The following is a 17679-nucleotide window of genomic DNA, read 5'->3' as shown; positions in this document are numbered from 1 at the left end:
CAGCTAATGCACGGGCGCGATCGCCTGATCGTATGAAATTGTTTCAATCAGGCACCACGAAACCCCGCAGCATGCGCGATCATTCGCCCAGGGGAGCGCGCCACAGCAAGGCGGCGGCCAGCAATTTAAGGGCGCAAGGTAGCAAGGCGTAGGCCAACGACAGCGCCGCCAGCCCCTGCTGCATGCCGGGCCGGTAGCCCAGCCACTCCAGCGCCGGCAGCGCCACGCCGGCGGCCAGGGCCAGCGTCATCTGCACGCCCCAGTTCCAGGCGCCGACATAGGCCGCTTCGCGCTTGCCGCTGTCGCCGGCATAGGCGATGGTGGCCGCCAGCAGCGCCGGCGGCAGTGCCAGGTCGGCACCCAGCGCCAAGCCGGACAAGGCGCAGATCACACCGTAGGAAACGACGTCGCCCGCGCCCAGGCCGTAGGCCCAGATGAAGACGGCGGCCGTCAGCAACATGCTGCCCATCCAGGCGCGCGCCTCGCCCACACGCGCGGCGATGGCCGGCCAGGCCGCCATGGAGGCGGCGGCGCTGGCGAAGTACAGCAGCAGAAACAAGCCGGCATTGGCGCCCAGCCGCAGGCGGTCTTCGGCAAAGAACAGGAACAGCGTGGCCGGTATCGACGCCGCGACGCCGTTCACCAGCAGCACCGCGAACAGCCAGCGGAAGCGCCGCTGGCGGAATGGCGCGAGCATCTCGGACAGGCCCGGCGCAACCGGCATCGCGGTGGACGTGGTGACGGCGATGGTTACCGCCTTATTGGCGGCGTTGGCGGCTGCGGCCGTGCTGGCGACGCCGCCGGCGCCGGCGATGGCGCTTGCCGGGCGAGGCGCCTTGAATAGCAGGATGGCGGCGGCGATTAGCAGGATGGCGGCAAAAGTGATGCTCAGCGCGTTGTAGCCGGCCAGGGCCGGCACGGCGGCGGCGGTCATCACGCCGAGCAGGCCGCAGCCCTCGCGCACCGCCGCCAGCCGCGCCCGCTCGCCCGGCCGCTGCGTCAGCGCCGCGCCCCAGCTCTGGTGGGCGATGGTGGCCATGCCGAAGCCCAGATACACCAGCATCAACGCGCCTAGAAACCACGCCAGTTCGGCAGCTTCAGCCAGCGCCGGCGGATGGAACAGCGCGCCATAACCGAGCAGCAGCAACGGCAGCGCCATTGCCACGAAGCGCGGATAAGCACCGCCCGAGCGCGTAATCCACCAGCCGAGCAAGGGATCGACAAACGCCGCCGCAGTGCGCGCCGCCAACAGCGCGGCGCCGATCAGCGCTAGCGTCAGGCCGCCGCGCTGCGCATAAAACTGCGGCACGTATACATAGATGGGCAAGGCCAGCATCGCCAGCGGCATGCCGAACAGGCCGTATGCCGTCATGGCCGCCAGCGGCAGCGGCAGCGGCGCGACTGCGGCCGAGGGGACGGACCGGCCGGGAGAGGCGGAATCGCCCGTCACGGCCGCGCCGCTGCGTCGCGCAACAAGGCCTCGCGCAGCTTGGGCGCGCTGGTGGCCGGGTCGAGCCAGATACCGAAGAAAGCCCGCGCGAAGGCTGGATCGGGCACCGTCGCCAGCAACTGGCCGTCGCGATAAAACCGCATGCCCTGCCCCGGCAGCAACACGCCGGCCAGCCGCGTGCCATCCTGCACATCCGGGAAAATCGCCTTCATCTGCGCCAACCAGGCGCTGCGCTGCGCCGGACTGCCGGCGCCGATATGCGCCATCTGCTCCACGCTGGCGTCCGCGATCCTGGCACCGTTCAGCGCGCGCGCGTAACGCAGCTCCAGCACCAGCGGCACGCCGTCGGCCGCATAGCCCTGCGGGCCGAGCCACAACTCAGCCGCGTAGATCTTCAGGCCGAACCAGGTATAGTTGCCCTGCCCGCTCAAGCGCGCCGCGCCCAGCTCCTGGCCGACATATGTCGGCGCAACAGGTGCAGCAACTAGCGGCCCGCACAACAAGCATAAAGCGATCAACCAGGCGCGCATGCCATTCCATCCTTTAATTACCGCTGCCAAATGACTAATATGTCCTTACAACACTATTTTTGCAACCAAATGAAATAATTTTGTCCTGGACAATCATAGATCAAAACCAATATTTAGTTAATTAGTTCCGGATGTCAACTGTGTGTCGTGGACAAGCTGTTTTCGTTAAGTTAGCGCCGCTGAACGAGAGTTCAGTCGCTGTGTGTTCACGCGGAAAACGAAGGTAGAATGCAGGTCGCGCTTGCCCAAACCCGCAATCGCCGAAGACTCCAGATGACAAATACAGCGCTCTCACAACCCGTTTCCAGCACGATCAGCGACGTCGAACGCGATACTGGCGTGGCCAAGGAAACCCTGCGTGTGTGGGAGCGACGGTACGCCTTCCCCCAGCCTATGCGCGATCCGAACGGCGAACGCGTCTATCCCGTCGAACAGGTGCACAAGCTGCGCCTGGTGAAGCGGCTGATCGACCTCGGCTTCCGTCCCGGCAAAGTGATCCAGTACAGCACCGACGAACTGCAAGCCCTGACCAGCACGGCCAGCGGCCGTGGCAGCCGCGTCGGCGCGCCGGGACCGGAACTGCAAAGCTATCTGGATTTGTGCACCAGCCATCAGATGGAGGCGCTGCGCCGCAAGCTGTCGCAGGCGCTGATGATGATGGGCCTGAAAAGCTTCGTGATCGATCTGGTGGCGCCGCTGACCACGCTCATCGGCGAAGCCTGGGCCAGCGGCCAGCTGGCGACCTTTGAAGAACATCTATATACCGAATCGCTCACCGTGATGATGCGCGGCGCCATCTTCGGCATGCCGCAGGCCAGCGCCAGCAACATCGGCGCACCGCGCATCCTGCTGACCACCCTGCCGCAGGAGCGCCACGGCCTGGGCCTGCTGATGGCCGAAGCCATGTGCGTGGCCGAAGGCGCGCAATGCATCTCGCTGGGCGTGCAGACGCCGTTGCCCGATATCGTCGAGGCGGCGCGCGTGCAGCATGTCGACATCATCGCCCTGTCGTTCTCGGTGGCGATGAATCCGCGCCAAGCAGTCGACGGCCTGGCGGAACTGCACACCCGCCTCAACGGCGCCGCCGAACTGTGGGCCGGCGGCAGCAACGCCGCCCTGAAACGCCGGCGGCCGTCGTATGTGCGGGTGTTTGAACTGGCCGAGATTACGGCCGCCATCGCCGCCTGGCGCGCGCGCCATGCCGGGGCTCGCGCGGCCGGCTAAGCACCCCGCACGTCGGTCCGCCGCGGGGTCTGACCCTTGGGTCAGACCCCGCGTTCGTAGTGCGGGGTAGCGCTCTGGTAAAATAGGCAAACTTTGTGCTGGCCAGCACCCCAACTACATACCCATGTTCAGTTTCTTCAAGAAAAAACCTGTCGCTCCCGAAGCGCCTGCGGCGTCTGTCGTCGCCCCTGCTCCCGTCGCCCCCGTCACGCCCGATCTTCCCGACTTGCCCGACCTGCTGCCGATCGAAGAGCCGGCGCAGAAGCAATCGTGGATGACGCGCCTGAAGGCCGGCCTGTCGAAAACCTCGTCCAACCTGTCGGTGCTGTTCGTCGGCGCCAAGATCGACGACGACCTCTATGAAGAGCTGGAATCGGCCCTGCTGATGGCCGACGCCGGCGTCGACGCCACCACCTACCTGCTCGACGCCCTCAAGCGCAAGGTCAAGGACGACAAGCTGCTGGACGCGGCCGCCGTCAAGGCCGCGCTGAAACAGCTGCTGCTCGACCTGCTGTCGCCGCTGGAGCGTCCGTTCGAACTGGGCCGCCACACCCCGACCGTAATGATGATCGCCGGCGTCAACGGCGCCGGCAAGACCACCACCATCGGCAAGCTGGCCAAGCACATGCAGACCCACGGCCAGTCGGTGCTGCTGGCCGCCGGCGACACCTTCCGCGCCGCCGCCCGCGAGCAGCTGATGGTCTGGGGCCAGCGCAACAACATCACCGTGGTTTCGCAAGCCTCGGGCGACCCGGCCGCCGTCTCGTTTGACGCCGTGCAGTCGGGCAAGGCCAAAGGCATGGACGTGGTCATGATCGACACCGCCGGGCGCCTGCCGACCCAGCTGCACCTGATGGAAGAGCTGAAAAAGATCCAGCGCGTGCTCGGCAAGGGCCTGGAGGGCGCACCGCACGAAACGCTGCTGGTTATCGACGGCAATACCGGGCAAAATGCGCTGGCGCAGGTGAAAGCCTTCGACGACGCCCTCAAGCTGACCGGCCTGGTGATCACCAAGCTGGACGGCACGGCCAAGGGCGGCGTGCTGGCGGCCATCGCGCGCGCGCGTCCGGTGCCGGTGTACTTCATCGGCGTTGGTGAAAAAATTGAAGACCTGCAGCCCTTCGTGGCTGCCGAGTTTGTCGAAGCACTGCTAGGCTAATCAGACCTCTATGATCGAATTCCGGAACGTCTCCAAACAATATTCTTCCGATGTGATGGCGCTGCGCGACATCTCCCTGACCGTAGAAAAAGGCGAACTGGTCTTTCTGGCCGGCCCATCCGGCGCCGGCAAATCCACCCTGATGAAAATGATCGCGGCCATGGAGCGCCCCAGCGCCGGGCAGGTGATCGTCAACGGCCAGGACATCGCCCGCATCAAACCGTCGGCCGTGCCCTTCCTGCGGCGCAACCTCGGCCTGATCTTCCAGCAGCAACGCCTGTTGACCGACCGCACGGTGCTGGCCAACGTCATGCTGCCGCTGCTGGTGACCGGCGCCTCGCATCAACAAGCAGAGCAACGCGCCCGCGCCGCGCTCGACAAGGTCGGCCTGGGCGACCGCGCCAATGCCCAGCCGCTGGCCCTGTCCGGCGGCGAGCAGCAGCGCGTCTCGATCGCGCGCGCCATCGTCAACCGGCCGCAGGTGATCCTGGCCGACGAACCGACCGCCAACCTGGACCGCGCCAGCGCCAACAAGGTGCTGGACGCCCTGAAAGCGTTCAACTCCGTCGGCGTGACCTGTTTGATTTCCAGCCACGACGAGCAGATGCTCGATTCGGCCGCGCGCGTCATCCATCTCAACCAAGGCCAGGTGGAGGTGCCGGAATGACTTACTGGTTGCGTCAACACCGTTACGCCCTGGCCGCCGCGCTGGTGCACCTGCGCCGCTCGCCGGGCGGTTTCCTGTTCAATATATTAGTGGTAGCGATCGCGCTGGCCCTGCCCTTCATGGGCGTGACCCTGCTCGACAACGTGCGGCCGATGTCGGAAACCCTGTCGGTCGATCCGGAAATCAGCATTTTCCTGAAACAGGACACGCCGCGCGAGCAGGCCGAAGGGCTGGCCGTGCTGCTGCGCCAGACCGTGCACGACAAGCAAGCCAAGATCATCTTCACGCCGCGCGAAAAGGCGCTGGACAACCTGAAAGACAAGAACGGCCTGGCCGACGTGCTGGCCACACTGGGCGACAACCCGCTGCCCGACAGCTACGTGCTCAAGCTGGACGCCTTCCGCAACGCCCAGGCCGGCGGCGACGTCGACGCCTTGGCCGAGCAGATCCGCGCGCTGCCGGGCGTAGACACGGTGCAGGTCGATTCGGCCTGGGTCAAGCGCCTGGCCGCGCTGCTGAACGTGCTGCGACTGGCCCTGCTGCTGCTCGCGGCCACGCTGGGCACGGTGGTGGTGGCGGTCATCTTCAACACTATCCGCCTGCAGGTGCTGACGCAGCGGGAGGAAATCCTGGTTTCCAAGCTGATCGGCGCCACCGACAGCTTCATCCACCGTCCCTTCTATTACACGGGCGCGGTGCTGGGCCTGTGCGCGGGCGGCGTCGCCCTGGGCGCGGTCACGCTGGCGCTGAATCCGCTCAACACCGCGATTGCCGAATTCGCAAGACTGTACGCCTCGGAATTCCAGCTGGCTCCGCTGGCGCCGCCGGCCATGGCCAGCCTGCTGGCCCTCTCGGCCGGCCTCGGCCTAATCGGCGCCCGCCTCTCAGTCAAGCGCCACACCGCCCGCCTCAACTGACCCCGATGTTGGGACTCTGCCGTTCCGTGCGTCCGCGCACGGAACGCGCTTCCGCACAGGCCTAGCATCTTTTGATAGTTAAGCCCTCCCTAAGATCCATCAAGCATTCTAAATACAACGGAAGTCCTGATAGCGATTTGCTATCAGGCCCATAAAATTTGGAAGATTGGCACTCATCGACAGAGAGTGCTAATATATGTTCCAAAGGGTACACAAGTGCTCAAAAGCAATCTCAAGCGAAGGAAACGAAAATGACGACGATGTCCGTGATACCTGCAAAAAACAGTGCTCTGGAACTCGGGTTTACTGGCACCCTGGGTAACCTGGATGCCTACATTTCGGCCGTCAATCGCCTGCCGATGCTGACGCACGACGAAGAAATCTCGCTGGCCAAGCGCCTCAAGGAACAAAGCGACCTGGGCGCCGCCCAGCAACTCGTGATGTCGCACCTGCGCCTGGTGGTGTCGATCGCGCGCGGCTATCTGGGCTACGGCCTGCCGCACGGCGACCTGATCCAGGAAGGCAATATCGGCCTGATGAAGGCGGTCAAGCGCTTCGACCCCGATCAAGGCGTGCGCCTGGTGTCCTATGCCATGCACTGGATCAAGGCCGAGATGCACGAATACATCCTGAAGAACTGGCGCCTGGTCAAAGTGGCCACCACCAAGGCCCAGCGCAAGCTGTTCTTCAACCTGCGCAGCCACAAGACCGGCCTGGACGCCATGACCCCGGCCCAGATCGACCAACTGGCGAAAACGCTGGACGTGAAGCGCGAAGAAGTGATCGAGATGGAAACGCGCCTGAGCGGCCGCGACATCGCCCTGGAATCGCCGACCGATGACGAAGACGACAAGTTCGCGCCTATCGCCTACCTGTCGTCCGAAGCCAGCGAGCCGACCCGCGTGCTGGAAGCCGAACAGGTGACCCGCATGCAGTCCGAAGGCCTGGAAGAAGCCCTCGGCAAGCTGGACGCCCGCTCGCGCCGCATCATCGAATCGCGCTGGCTGGCCAACGACGACGGCTCCGGCGCCACGCTGCACACGCTGGCCGCAGAGTTCGGCGTGTCGGCCGAGCGCATCCGTCAGATCGAGGTTGCCGCACTGAAGAAAATGAAGGGTGCGTTGGCCGCTTACGTGTAAGCCGTCACCGCCCTTCCCGAAATGCCGCGCGGCGTCCACGCCGCGCGGCATTTTTTTTCGTCCCTCCTTTGACGTGGCGCTGACTGCGTGCCGTTCGTGCGCCACTATCGTGGTCTTTTTGTTAAGCTTGCCGACAAAAGATGCAGGAGAGTCCGATGAAAACAACAATATTGCGCCAGCTCATAGTGTTGCCATTGCTGGCCGCCATCATGGCCGGGCTATACGCCTGCGGCAACATCAACCATTCCAACGGTGCGCAGCGCGCGGCCGCGCCGGCGCCGTTCTCCAACACCTATGTGCTGCGCCAAGGCGGCAGCGCGGTCATCACCCCGGCCGCCACCATGGCCATGGCTGCGGCGGGCACGGCCGCGACCGCGCCGGTGGTGCGCCTCGAACGCGTCAACGACAGCCGCTGCCGCGCCGGCGCCGTGTGCGTCTGGGCCGGCTACATCAGCTTCAGCTTCGCGCTGCGCCACCCAGACGGCACAGCCACCAGCTTCGTCCTCTCGGACAATATGCCCAACGGCACGCCAAGCGTGACGCGCAACGGCCTGAACTTTACGCTGGCCGGATTCGAGCCCCAGCAGTTGCCGGCAAAAGATGAAACCGCACCCGATTATCAGGTAAGCTTAAAGGTGAGCAACATTAACTCACCTTGAAGCTTGCCCACATGACCATCGTCCTCCGCTCTTCCCCCATCCGCACCGTTCTCGTTTCCTCCATCATCCTCACCCTGGCCCTGCCGGCCGCCGCCAAGACTCCGGTCGCCACCGGCTCCGGCGGCGCCGTGGCCACCATCAGCGAGCCGGCTTCACAAGCGGCGATCACCATCCTCAACCAGGGCGGCAACGCCATCGACGCGGCCGTCGCCGCAGCGGCAACGCTGGGCGTGACCGATCCGTTCAGCTGCGGCATCGGCGGCGGCGGGCTGATGGTGATTTACCTGGCCAAGGACAAGCGCGTCATCACGCTCGACCACCGCGAAACGGCGCCCGCCAGTTTCACGCCGACCGTGTTCCAGAAGGATGGCAAGGAGCTTGATTTTGAAACAGTGGTCGCCAGCGGCCGCTCGGTCGGCGTGCCCGGCACGGTGCGCGGATGGCATGAAGCGCTGGACCGCTATGGTTCGATGTCGTTCAAGCAGGTGCTGGCGCCAGCCATTGGCTTGGCCACGCAGGGCTTCAAGGTCAACGAAAACTTCTCGCACCTGGTGCGCGAGAACGAAGGCAAGTTCGCGAAATTCCCCGCCACCGCCGCGCTGTACCTGAAGAACGGCAAGGCCATCGCGGCCGGTGCCACGCTGCGCAATCCCGATCTGGCCAGGGCCTACCGAGAACTCGGAGCGGGTGGCGTCAAGGCGTTCTACAGTGGGAAAATGGCGCGCGCGCTGGTCGACGAGACCAACAAGCAAGGCGGCAGCATGACCCTGGCCGACCTGGCCAACTACGAGGCGCGCCTGCGCCAGCCGGTGCGCAGCACCTATCGCGGCTATGAGTTGTACGGCATGCCGCTGCCGAGCAGCGGCGGCGTGGCGGTGGCCGAGGCGCTCAACATCCTGGAGGGCTACGACCTCAAATCCATGCCGCGCGCCAAAGCCGAACACCTGTATCTGGAAGCAAGCCGCCTGGCCTTCGCCGACCGCAACGCCTACCTGGCCGATCCGGAATTCGTCGAAGCGCCGGTGGCCGGCCTGCTGAGCAAGGACTACGCCGCGCGCCGTCGTGAGCTGATCAATCCCGAGCAAGCCAGCGTCCACGCTGCGGCCGGCGATCCGTACCCGTTCCAGAACGACCAGAGCGTGCCGCTGCGCCCCAACGCCAACAAGCTGATTGCCGAAGGTGCGCACACCACCCACCTCACCGTGTCGGACAAGGACGGCAACATCGTCTCCTACACCTACACCATCGAGTCATGGGGCGGCAGCGGCATCGTGGTGCCGGGCTACGGCTTCCTGCTGAATAACGAGATGACCGACTTCGACTTCTCCGGCCCTGCACCAAACGTGCCGGAAGCGGGCAAGCGGCCACGCAGCAGCATGTCGCCCACGATCGTGTTCAAGGACGGCAAGCCGGCGTTCACCATCGGTAGTCCGGGCGGCGCCACCATCATCACCACGGTGTTGCAAACCATCTTCAATCACGTCGATCTCGGTATGCCGATGCCGGACGCGCTGAACGCGCCGCGCCTGTCCGAACGCAACGGCATGGCGACCGATGTGGAGCCGGGCTTCACCGGCAGCGCGCAGGCGCTGGCGTTGGAAAAAACCGGCCAGCACTGGAGCAAGACGCCGGAGGAAATCGGCGCGGCCAATGCGCTGGTGTTCAATCCCGACGGCACGGTGACGGCCGTCAGCGAAGGCCAGCGCCACGGCGTCGGCAGCGCGATGGTACAGAAGCGCGGGCACTAGATTGATTACGGGATGCGCAGGCGGGACGCTGCGCGGCAGCTGACGGCGCTCAGCATGCCGCGCACGGCGCCAACCGCCAGGGCGCAGGCCAGCGCATGGTGCGAACATGCGCTGGCCTCGCAATCGCACGTGATCAGGCTGCGCCCATTCCGCAGTGGAGGATCGCATCGGATGACGGCGCACATCAAGGTCTCGATATCGTCCTTGCCGCTACGTGCCTCTTCCGGCTCACGCGATAGCGCCAGCAGCGTATTGGCGATCAAGCCCACCGCTTCCTCGCAGACCAGCGCCGACAGGTGCGCCGCGCCGGCGGCGGCCAGCGCCAGCTCCGGCACACACTTCATCCAACGCTCCAGCTGATCGCCGCGCCACAGGCGGCGGCCAATGCGCTCAGCACAATCGCGCGCCGTACACGCATCAACTCCAGGTGCGGCAAGGGGTACAAGCGGGAACGGCAGATCGTTGAGTTTCATGATCGCTCCGGCAGCTAAGCCATGATTAAGAATCTGGAAACAATAATACTGCTCGCCACACGGCCCCGCCATCAACCACTTGGGAGAAGACATGAAGAACTGGATGCGCGCCAACAAAGGATTCCTGATGTTCCTGATGCTGTTCGGGATCTTCCGTACCGCCGTCGCCGACTGGAATCCGATCCCCTCGGCCTCCATGCACCCCAACCTGCTGGAAGGCGACGTGGTGTTCGTCAACCGCCTGGCCTACAACGTCAAGGTGCCGCTGACCGACATCGTCATCCATCCCACCGGCGAACCGCAGCGCGGCGACATCGTCACCTTCTCTTCGCCGGTGAACGGCACGCGCCTCATCAAGCGCGTGATCGCCCTGCCCGGCGACCGCGTCGAGATGCGCAATGAACAGCTCATCATCAACGGCCAGCCGGCCGGCTATGGGCCCATCAGCCACGGCGTGGAAAACATCCACGGTGTCGGCGACCTGGCCTCGGTGCGCGTCGACGAATCGCTCGGCCCGCGCAGCCACGCCATCCAGTTTCTCCCGCAGATAAAGGCGCGCCGCGATTTTTCCACGGTCGTGGTGCCGGCCGGCCAGTACATGATGCTGGGCGATAACCGCGACAACAGCGAAGATTCGCGCTACATCGGCCTGGTGCCGCGCGCGCTGCTGATCGGCCGCGCCGAGCGCGTGCTGGCCTCGGCCGACATCACCGGCAACTGGATGCCGCGCACCGAACGCTTCGGCATGAGCCTCTATCCAAAGGAATAAACAAAGGGTGAAGGCAGGCGCCGGCGGTGATATGATCGCGTAGTAAATTCATAACATTGCCGGTGCCTTCATGATCGAGTTTCAAAGCCTTTCCAAAGTCTACGGCGACTTCAACGCCGTCAAGCCGCTCACGCTGACCGTGCGGCGCGGCGAAGTGTTCGGCTTCCTCGGCCCCAACGGCGCCGGCAAGACCACCACCATCCGCATGATGATGGGCATCCTGGTACCCAGCGGCGGCAAGGTCATCATCGATGGCTTCGACTGCCACAGCGACTCGGCCGAAGTGAAGCGCCGCGTCGGCTACCTGCCCGACACACCGATCTTCTACGACTACCTGCGCGGCCGCGAGATCCTGCAATTCGTCGGCGAGATGCACGGCTACGCGCGCGCCGAAGCGGCCGAGCGCAGCGCGCGCCTGCTGACGGAATTCGGCCTGCAGGAAGCGGGCGAAGACTACGCCGTCAACTATTCGCTCGGCATGAAGAAGCGCCTCGGCCTGGCCTGCGCGCTGATCCACGATCCGGCGGTGCTGATCCTTGATGAACCGATCAACGGCCTCGATCCGCGCGCCTCGCGCGATGTGCAGGAACGCCTGCTGGCGGCGGCCGCGCGCGGCGTCACCATCTTCGTCTCCACCCACCTGCTGGACATGGCGGAAAAGCTGTGTGACCGCGTCGGCATCATCCATCGCGGCGAGCTGGTTGCCACCGGCACGCTCGATGAAATCCGCGCCGAGTCCTCGGCCAGCGGCTCGCTGGAAGACGTGTTCCTGAAGATCACCGACGAAGCGGCGGAAGAGACGGCGCAATGACCGAGCTGCAAACCATCTGGCTGATGACCAGGATGCGCCTGACGCGCCAGCGCAATATGCTGTTCAATAACCTGTTCCGCCGCAAAAAGAAAAAGCCGCGCGATGGCATCGCCACGAAGCGCAGCAACCTGTGGATCCTGACCACGCTGATGGTGTTGCTGATGTCCTTCTCGTTTACCAGCATGTCGCACAATGTGCTGGTCAACATGCAGTGCCACCTCGACCCGGCCAGCGCCTGCCGCTACGTCGACAAGGAAGGCGATGCCCACGTCAACCAGCAAATGGCGGTCGAGGAACTGGCGACAGCGCCGTTCTCGGCACCGCTGGTGCGCGGGCTGACGACGGAGCTCGCGGTCTTGTTCACGATCGCCGTGCTGATGCCGCTGGGGACCAAGGAATTGGCGCAGCCGGACTGGGACCTGGAGTGGCTGGTCACCATGCCAGTCAAGCGCAGCACGCTGCTGTGGGGGCGCGTGCTGGAACGCAGCGCCAGCAATTTCGCCGGCTGGTTTGCGTTTGTACCGGTGTACGGCGTGATCGCCTGGCATTCCGGCCATGCCTGGACGGCGCTGCCGATCGCGCTGCTGGCCGCACTGGTGCTGCTGCCGCTGGCATCGATGCTGCACACGCTGGCCGACACAGGCCTGCGCATGTGGCTCCCGGCTTCCCAACTGCGCAACCTGCAGGCGGTGACGGGCTTATTCAGCCTGCCGCTGATCTACTTCGTCATGGCGCTCGGCATGCCGCAGGCCAGCGGCTTCGCCATGGACTGGGCGCGTAATTTCCCTGCCTGGGTAAGCTGGACTCCGCCCGCCCTGGTGATGCAAGCGATACAGGCGCGCGAGTTCACGCAGTTCGTCGCGCACGCCGCGCTGCTGCTGGCGGAAATCGCGCTGCTGATGTGGGCCGGCATGGCGCTGCTGCGCCACCAGCTGCGCCATGGCGTGGTCAATTCCGGCTCGCGTGAAAGCGTGCGACGTGCGCCTGCCGCTGTTTCAACACCAACCGGCGGCCTGGCCGGCTGGCTGTCGCCCATCAAGCGCCGCGAACTGCGCCTGCTGAGCCGCGACCGAAATTTCCTGTTCCAGACCTTGCTGCTGCCGATCATCATCATCGGCAGCCAGATGGTCTTCAACGGCAAACTGAATAGCATGGCGGAGCTGGGCGAACACCACACGCTGGCCGCCGCCATCGCCTTCGGCCTTGGCGTCTACGTGCTGATGCTATCCGCCTTCCAGACACTGAACAACGAAGGCCAGGTCCTGTGGCTGTTGTACACGGTGCCGCGCTCGATCGAAAGCGTGTTGAAGGAAAAGGCGCAGCTATGGGGCATGCTGACCATGGCCTATCCCGTCGTGGTGCTGAGCCTCACCGCTTACTACACCACGCAGTTCGACTGGAACACGCTGGTGCTGGCGCTGACCGTAGTGGCCGGCATTCCGATCTATTCCATGATCGCTGTGTCGCTGGGTGTATTCGCCTGTGATCCGCAAGCGGTGGACGTTCGCACCCGCGTGCGGCCGACCTACGTCTACCTGTACATGCTGCTCGCCAGCTTCTACACCTGGTCGATTTACAGCAGCGTGTGGTCACAAAAGCTGGTGGTGCTGGTGCTCACCGCCTCGCTGGCGTTGGCCTTGTGGCAAAAGGCGCGCGACTCGCTGCCCTACCTGCTCGACCCGGCCGCCGCGCCGCCGGCGCGCGTCTCCACGTCCGACGGCCTGATCGCCGCCACCGCCTTCTTCATCCTGCAAGGCATCGCGCTGCTGTTTTTCGAGAAGGTGAACATGCAGGCCATCACCATCGCCTTCGGCATCGCGGGACTGACCGTGTATTGCCTGATGCGGCTAGTGTACTGGCGCAGCAAGGCGGCCGGCGTGCCGGCCATCCTGCGCGGTGCTAACTTCGGCGTCTCGCTGCGCAGCGCTGCCATCGCCGCCGTCGTTGCATGCGCGGTGGGATTAGTCTACACGATGGCCATCCAGCACACGGCGGCGTGGATGGAGATACAGAAAGCGGCAGCGGCGACGATCCGTTCACGCGGCTGGATACTGGCGCTGACCGTGGTGGCCGCACCGCTGTGCGAGGAATTCATTTTCCGTGGCTTGATCTACGGCGGCTTGCGCCGCTCGATGAAAGCCATGCCGGCCATGGTGATGAGCGCTGCGGTATTCGCGGTGGTGCACCCGCCGCTGTCGATGCTGCCGGTGTTCGTGCTGGGCCTGTGCACCGCGTGGGCCTATGAGCGCAGCAAAACCCTGCTGGCGCCGATGCTGGTCCACGCGGCCTACAACGCCGCTATTCTGGGTTTCCAGTTTTCGCAATCACCTTGATCTCGAAGTCGAAACCATAGAGCCAGGTGACGCCGACGGCGGTCACGGTGGGATGTGGCGCACCGCCCCAGAACTCGCCAACCACGGACCAGATCCGCTCGAACCTGCTGGCCGGATCGACGATGAAGACGGTAACGTCGATCACGTCGTCAAAGCTGCTGCCCGCTGCGGCGAGAATGGCGTTCAGGTTCTGGAACGCCAGCCGCACTTGCGCTTCCAGTTCCGGCTCCGGCGAACCGTCCGGCAGGCTGCCGACCTGGCCCGAAACGAACAGGAAGCCGTTGGAACGGATGGCGGGCGAATAGCGGTTGCGCTCATACAGCTCCTGGCGGCCGGCGGGAAAGACTACGTCGCGTACTGACATGACAAACTCCTACAGTGATGGAAGTAGACACTGTAGAAAAATCCGGGCCGGCGATAAACAGGCAAGACGTACAATGACTGTTTGGCGATCACAAACAATCAACGCCCATGGACAGATTCGATACGCTACAAGCCTTTGCCCGCGTGGTGGAAGCCGGCAGCTTCACCAAGGCGGCGCAAACGCTCAACATGAGCAAGACCACGGTGTCGCAACTGGTGCAGCAGTTGGAAGCGCGCCTGCGCGTCAAGCTGCTGAACCGCACCACCCGGCAGGTGAAGGTAACGCCCGAAGGCGCTGCCTACTATGAGCGCGTGGTGCGCCTGCTGGCGGATCTGGAAGATGCCGACAATGTGCTGGCCGACGACCTGGCCGCGCCGCGCGGACGCCTGCGCATCGATGTCCCCAGCCCGTTCGCGCGCCTGGTGCTGATGCCGGCGCTGCCGGACTTCCACCGCCGCTATCCGGACATACAAGTCATCATGGGTGTGAGCGACCGCCACGTGGACGTCATCGGCGAGAACGTCGACTGCGTGCTGCGCGGTGGCGAGATCACCGTGCCGTCGCTGGTCGCGCGCCGCGTCGCCGACTTGCGCCTTGGCGCCTACGCGGCGCCGGCCTACCTGCACGGCACGGGCACGCCGGCGCATCCGCGCGAGCTGGATGAAGCGCCCTATCACATCGTAGGCTTCCTGCGCTCAAGCAGCGGCAGCATCGCTTCGATACCCATGCGGCGCGGTGCTGAATCGGTGGAATTGAAAGGCCGCTACGTCGTCGCGGCGGACGACGGCAACGCCTACCTGGCGGCAGGCCTGGCCGGCATGGGCGTGTTGTGGCTGCCCACTTACATGGCCGAACCGCATGTCGCAGCCGGCGAGCTGACACGCCTGTTTGAAGACTGGCAGCTCGCTCCCATGCCTTTATACCTCGCCTATCCGCAGAACCGTCACCTCAGCGCCAAGCTGCGGGTGTTCATCGCGTGGATAGACGAGTTGGTGGCTGCAACTCAGTCCTTGTAGCGGATCTCGGCCAACGCGAAGCCGCCGCCGTGGTAGGTGACGGAGGCATTGCGGTCAGGGTATTCGCCGCTGTCCGGGAACTTGCCGTCGAACTGGCTGGAGCTGTCCTTCGGCTTGTAGCCCAGGTGCGAGGCCTTGCTGTTGTCCCACCAAGCCACGTCGTTGTTCGACATGCCGAACAGGATGGTGAAGCCCACGCGCGTGGCGAACAACGAACGGTGCAGCGCTTCCACCAGATCGTCGTAACTCAGCCACGTCACCATCATGCGACGGTCCACCGGTTCCGGGAACGAGGAGCCGATGCGCAGGCACACCGTCTCCAGGCCGACGCGGTCGTAGTAGTAGCTAGCCAGCTGCTCGCCGAAGCATTTGCTCACGCCGTAGAACGAATCGGGACGGGTCGGCGCGGTGGCGTCGATGTAGTCGGTGTTGCGGTAGAAGCCCACCGTGTGGTTGGAACTGGCGAAGATGATGCGCTTGACGCCCTTCTTGTGCGCGGCCTCGTACAAATTGGCCGTGCCCAGGATATTCGCCTGCATGATGTTCTCGAAGGTGTTCTCGGTGGAGATGCCGCCGAAGTGCAGCACCGCCTCCACGCCTTCCATCAGCTTCATCACCGCAGCCTTGTCGGCCAGGTCGCATTGCACGATCTCTTCGCCCTCGCCGGCTTCGCCCATGTCGGCGATGTCGGACAGGACCACCACATCGGCCCACGGCTTGATGCGCTCGCGCAGAATTTTACCCAGGCCGCCGGCGGCGCCGGTCAGCAGCAATCGTTTGAATGGTTTTGCCATGTTTGTCTCACTTATTTATTTTCAGGTCACCGGGGCCGGGTTGAACAGCACCAGTGCGTTATGCAGTTTCCATTTTTCGGCGTAGGTCTGCTTGCCGCTGGCGACATCCAGCAGCATCTGGAACATCTCCCAGCCGACATCGGCGATGGTGGCTTCGCCGCTGGCGATGCGCCCGGCGTTGATGTCCATCAGATCGTGCCAGCGCCGCGCCAGGTCGTTGCGCGTGGCGACTTTAATCACCGGTACTTCGGCCAGGCCGTAAGGCGTACCGCGACCGGTGGTGAAGATGTGCAGGTTCATGCCGGCCGCCACCTGCAGCGTGCCGCAAATGAAATCGCTGGCCGGCGTGGCGGCGTAGATCAGGCCTTTCTGCGTCAGCTTTTCGCCCGGCGACAGCACGCCCGAAATCGGCGAGCTGCCCGACTTGACGATCGAGCCCATGGCCTTTTCCACGATGTTGGACAGGCCGCCCTTCTTGTTGCCCGGCGTGGTGTTGGCGCTGCGGTCTACGCCGCCGCGCGTCAGGTAGGCGTCGTACCAGGCCATCTCGCGGATCATGGCTTCCGCCACTTCCGGCGTGGTGGCGCGCGAGGTCAGTTGATCGATGCCGTCGCGGACTTCGGTCACTTCCGAGAACATCACGGTGGCGCCGGCGCGCACCAGCAGGTCGGTGGCGAAGCCCACGGCCGGATTGGCGGTCACGCCGGAGAAGGCATCGCTGCCGCCGCACTGCACGCCGACCACCAGCTCCGAGGCCGGCACGGTTTCGCGCTGGCGCTTGTTCAGTTCCGCCAGATTGGTCTCGGCCTGTTTCATGATCGAATCGATCATCGACATAAAGCCGACGTGCTGCGCATCCTGCAGACACACCAGGCCCGGATCGGCGCCGCCGGCGTTCTGGATCGGGATCGAGCCTTTCGGGAACAGGCGCGTAGGTTGCAGCTTCTCGCAACCGAGGCTGACCACCATGGCCTGCCCGCCGAAATTCGGATTGAGCGCGATATTGCGGATGGTGCGGATCGGGATATTGGCGCCCGGCGCATCGATCGCCACGCCGCAGCCGTAGGTGTGCTCCAGCCCCACCACGTCGTCGACGTTGGGGTATTTCGGCAGCAGTTCCTGCTTGATGCGCTCCACCGCAAACTCCACCACGCCCGATACGCACTGCACAGTGGTGGTGATGGCCAGGATGTTGCGCGTGCCGACGCTGCCGTCGGGATTGCGGTAGCCCTGGAAGGTGTAGCCCTCCAGCGGCTCCATCGGCGGCGGCTTGACGGTGGCGATCGGCAGGCCTTCGAGCTCGCGCGCGGCCGGCATCTCCACGTTGTGCTCCGCCAGCCAGCTGCCGGCTTTCAGGTCCGACACCGCGAAGCCGATGGTGACGTTGTAGCGGATCACGCGGTCGCCCTTGGCCAGGTCGCGCAGCGCCACCTTGTGGCCTTGCGGGACCGCTTCCAGCAGCGTTAAGCCATTCGGGAAAACGGCGCCTGCCGGCAGGCCGCCGTCGTTGACGACAATCGCGACGTTATCGTTGTCGTGCATGAGGATGTAGCGCGGGGTATTTGCGCTCGGCGGTGTGGTCATCTGGCGTTCCTACGTTGTTTTTTGGTCTCGTGAAGTGGCCTG

At 64.6% G+C, this 17679-nt stretch carries 17 protein-coding genes; 11 read left to right on the top strand and 6 right to left on the bottom strand.

From position 1 onward, the window contains the following. Nucleotides 1-79: 79 nt before the first annotated feature. Both ACXZ1M_RS18635 and ACXZ1M_RS18630 read right to left on the bottom strand, forming a co-directional pair. Complete coding sequence (locus ACXZ1M_RS18635; protein ID WP_459049138.1) at nucleotides 80-1450, bottom strand: MFS transporter; 1371 nt, start codon at nucleotides 1448-1450, stop codon at nucleotides 80-82. Beyond that, nucleotides 1447-1980 carry a chalcone isomerase family protein gene (locus ACXZ1M_RS18630; protein WP_459049137.1) on the bottom strand — a complete coding sequence of 178 codons (534 nt, stop codon included), beginning with the start codon at nucleotides 1978-1980 and terminating at the stop codon, nucleotides 1447-1449. Before ACXZ1M_RS18630 ends, ACXZ1M_RS18635 begins: the two co-directional genes overlap by 4 nt. Nucleotides 1981-2253: 273 nt before the next feature. On the opposite strand from ACXZ1M_RS18630, the gene ACXZ1M_RS18625 reads away from it, so the two are divergent. The 7 genes from ACXZ1M_RS18625 (at nucleotide 2254) to ggt (ending at nucleotide 9493) form a co-directional block, all read left to right on the top strand. Beyond that, entirely contained in the window at nucleotides 2254-3204 is a 951-nt protein-coding gene (locus ACXZ1M_RS18625; protein WP_459049136.1) for a MerR family transcriptional regulator, read from the top strand. 124 nt (nucleotides 3205-3328) lie between these two features. After that, entirely contained in the window at nucleotides 3329-4363 is a 1035-nt protein-coding gene (gene ftsY, locus ACXZ1M_RS18620) for a signal recognition particle-docking protein FtsY (RefSeq protein WP_459049135.1), read from the top strand. 10 nt (nucleotides 4364-4373) lie between these two features. Next, nucleotides 4374-5030, top strand: a complete 657-nt coding sequence (gene ftsE, locus ACXZ1M_RS18615) for a cell division ATP-binding protein FtsE (RefSeq protein WP_459049134.1) — start codon at nucleotides 4374-4376, stop codon at nucleotides 5028-5030. Next, nucleotides 5027-5947, top strand: a complete 921-nt coding sequence (ftsX, locus tag ACXZ1M_RS18610; protein WP_459049133.1) for a permease-like cell division protein FtsX — start codon at nucleotides 5027-5029, stop codon at nucleotides 5945-5947. The genes ftsE and ftsX overlap by 4 nt, the downstream gene beginning before the upstream one ends. A 251-nt stretch (nucleotides 5948-6198) precedes the next feature. After that, nucleotides 6199-7086 carry an RNA polymerase sigma factor RpoH gene (rpoH, locus tag ACXZ1M_RS18605; protein ID WP_459049132.1) on the top strand — a complete coding sequence of 296 codons (888 nt, stop codon included), beginning with the start codon at nucleotides 6199-6201 and terminating at the stop codon, nucleotides 7084-7086. A 155-nt stretch (nucleotides 7087-7241) separates the two neighbouring features. Continuing rightward, nucleotides 7242-7745, top strand: a complete 504-nt coding sequence (locus ACXZ1M_RS18600; protein ID WP_459049131.1) for a hypothetical protein — start codon at nucleotides 7242-7244, stop codon at nucleotides 7743-7745. Between the two features lie 11 nt (nucleotides 7746-7756). Beyond that, nucleotides 7757-9493, top strand: coding sequence for a gamma-glutamyltransferase (gene ggt, locus ACXZ1M_RS18595; RefSeq protein WP_459049130.1), 1737 nt, complete (start codon nucleotides 7757-7759; stop codon nucleotides 9491-9493). 5 nt (nucleotides 9494-9498) lie between these two features. Here ggt and ACXZ1M_RS18590 read toward each other — a convergent pair whose 3' ends face one another. Further along, nucleotides 9499-9966: a hypothetical protein gene (locus ACXZ1M_RS18590; protein ID WP_459049129.1), complete on the bottom strand. Its 468-nt coding sequence runs from the start codon at nucleotides 9964-9966 to the stop codon at nucleotides 9499-9501. A gap of 91 nt (nucleotides 9967-10057) precedes the next feature. Between ACXZ1M_RS18590 and lepB the strand changes: the two genes are divergently transcribed. From lepB to ACXZ1M_RS18575, 3 genes are all read left to right on the top strand, one after another. Next, complete coding sequence (lepB, locus tag ACXZ1M_RS18585; RefSeq protein WP_459049128.1) at nucleotides 10058-10735, top strand: signal peptidase I; 678 nt, start codon at nucleotides 10058-10060, stop codon at nucleotides 10733-10735. 70 nt (nucleotides 10736-10805) lie between these two features. After that, on the top strand, nucleotides 10806-11546 hold the full coding sequence (locus ACXZ1M_RS18580; protein WP_459049127.1) for an ABC transporter ATP-binding protein: 741 nt from the start codon (nucleotides 10806-10808) through the stop codon (nucleotides 11544-11546). Beyond that, entirely contained in the window at nucleotides 11543-13879 is a 2337-nt protein-coding gene (locus tag ACXZ1M_RS18575; protein WP_459049126.1) for a CPBP family intramembrane glutamic endopeptidase, read from the top strand. Before ACXZ1M_RS18580 ends, ACXZ1M_RS18575 begins: the two co-directional genes overlap by 4 nt. On the opposite strand, the gene ACXZ1M_RS18570 is transcribed toward ACXZ1M_RS18575, so the two are convergent. Beyond that, complete coding sequence (locus ACXZ1M_RS18570; protein WP_459049125.1) at nucleotides 13845-14243, bottom strand: RidA family protein; 399 nt, start codon at nucleotides 14241-14243, stop codon at nucleotides 13845-13847. The two genes, ACXZ1M_RS18575 and ACXZ1M_RS18570, sit on opposite strands and share 35 nt — an antisense overlap. 107 nt (nucleotides 14244-14350) lie before the next feature. Here ACXZ1M_RS18570 and ACXZ1M_RS18565 point away from each other — a divergent pair, with 107 nt between their 5' ends. Beyond that, the gene (locus ACXZ1M_RS18565) at nucleotides 14351-15259 is read left to right on the top strand and encodes a LysR family transcriptional regulator (protein WP_459049124.1); all 909 of its coding nucleotides are present in this window, start codon (nucleotides 14351-14353) and stop codon (nucleotides 15257-15259) included. Here ACXZ1M_RS18565 and ACXZ1M_RS18560 read toward each other — a convergent pair. Next, on the bottom strand, nucleotides 15247-16053 hold the full coding sequence (locus tag ACXZ1M_RS18560; RefSeq protein ID WP_459049123.1) for an NAD-dependent epimerase/dehydratase family protein: 807 nt from the start codon (nucleotides 16051-16053) through the stop codon (nucleotides 15247-15249). The genes ACXZ1M_RS18565 and ACXZ1M_RS18560 overlap by 13 nt on opposite strands. A 21-nt stretch (nucleotides 16054-16074) precedes the next feature. After that, complete coding sequence (gene garD / locus ACXZ1M_RS18555; RefSeq protein WP_459049122.1) at nucleotides 16075-17637, bottom strand: galactarate dehydratase; 1563 nt, start codon at nucleotides 17635-17637, stop codon at nucleotides 16075-16077. Nucleotides 17638-17679: the final 42 nt, after the last annotated feature.

It is taken from the genome of Duganella paludis (genome assembly GCF_054461335.1).
The sequence above is the reverse complement of the archived record's forward strand: the minus strand, read 5'-3'. Positions and strand labels throughout refer to the sequence as shown.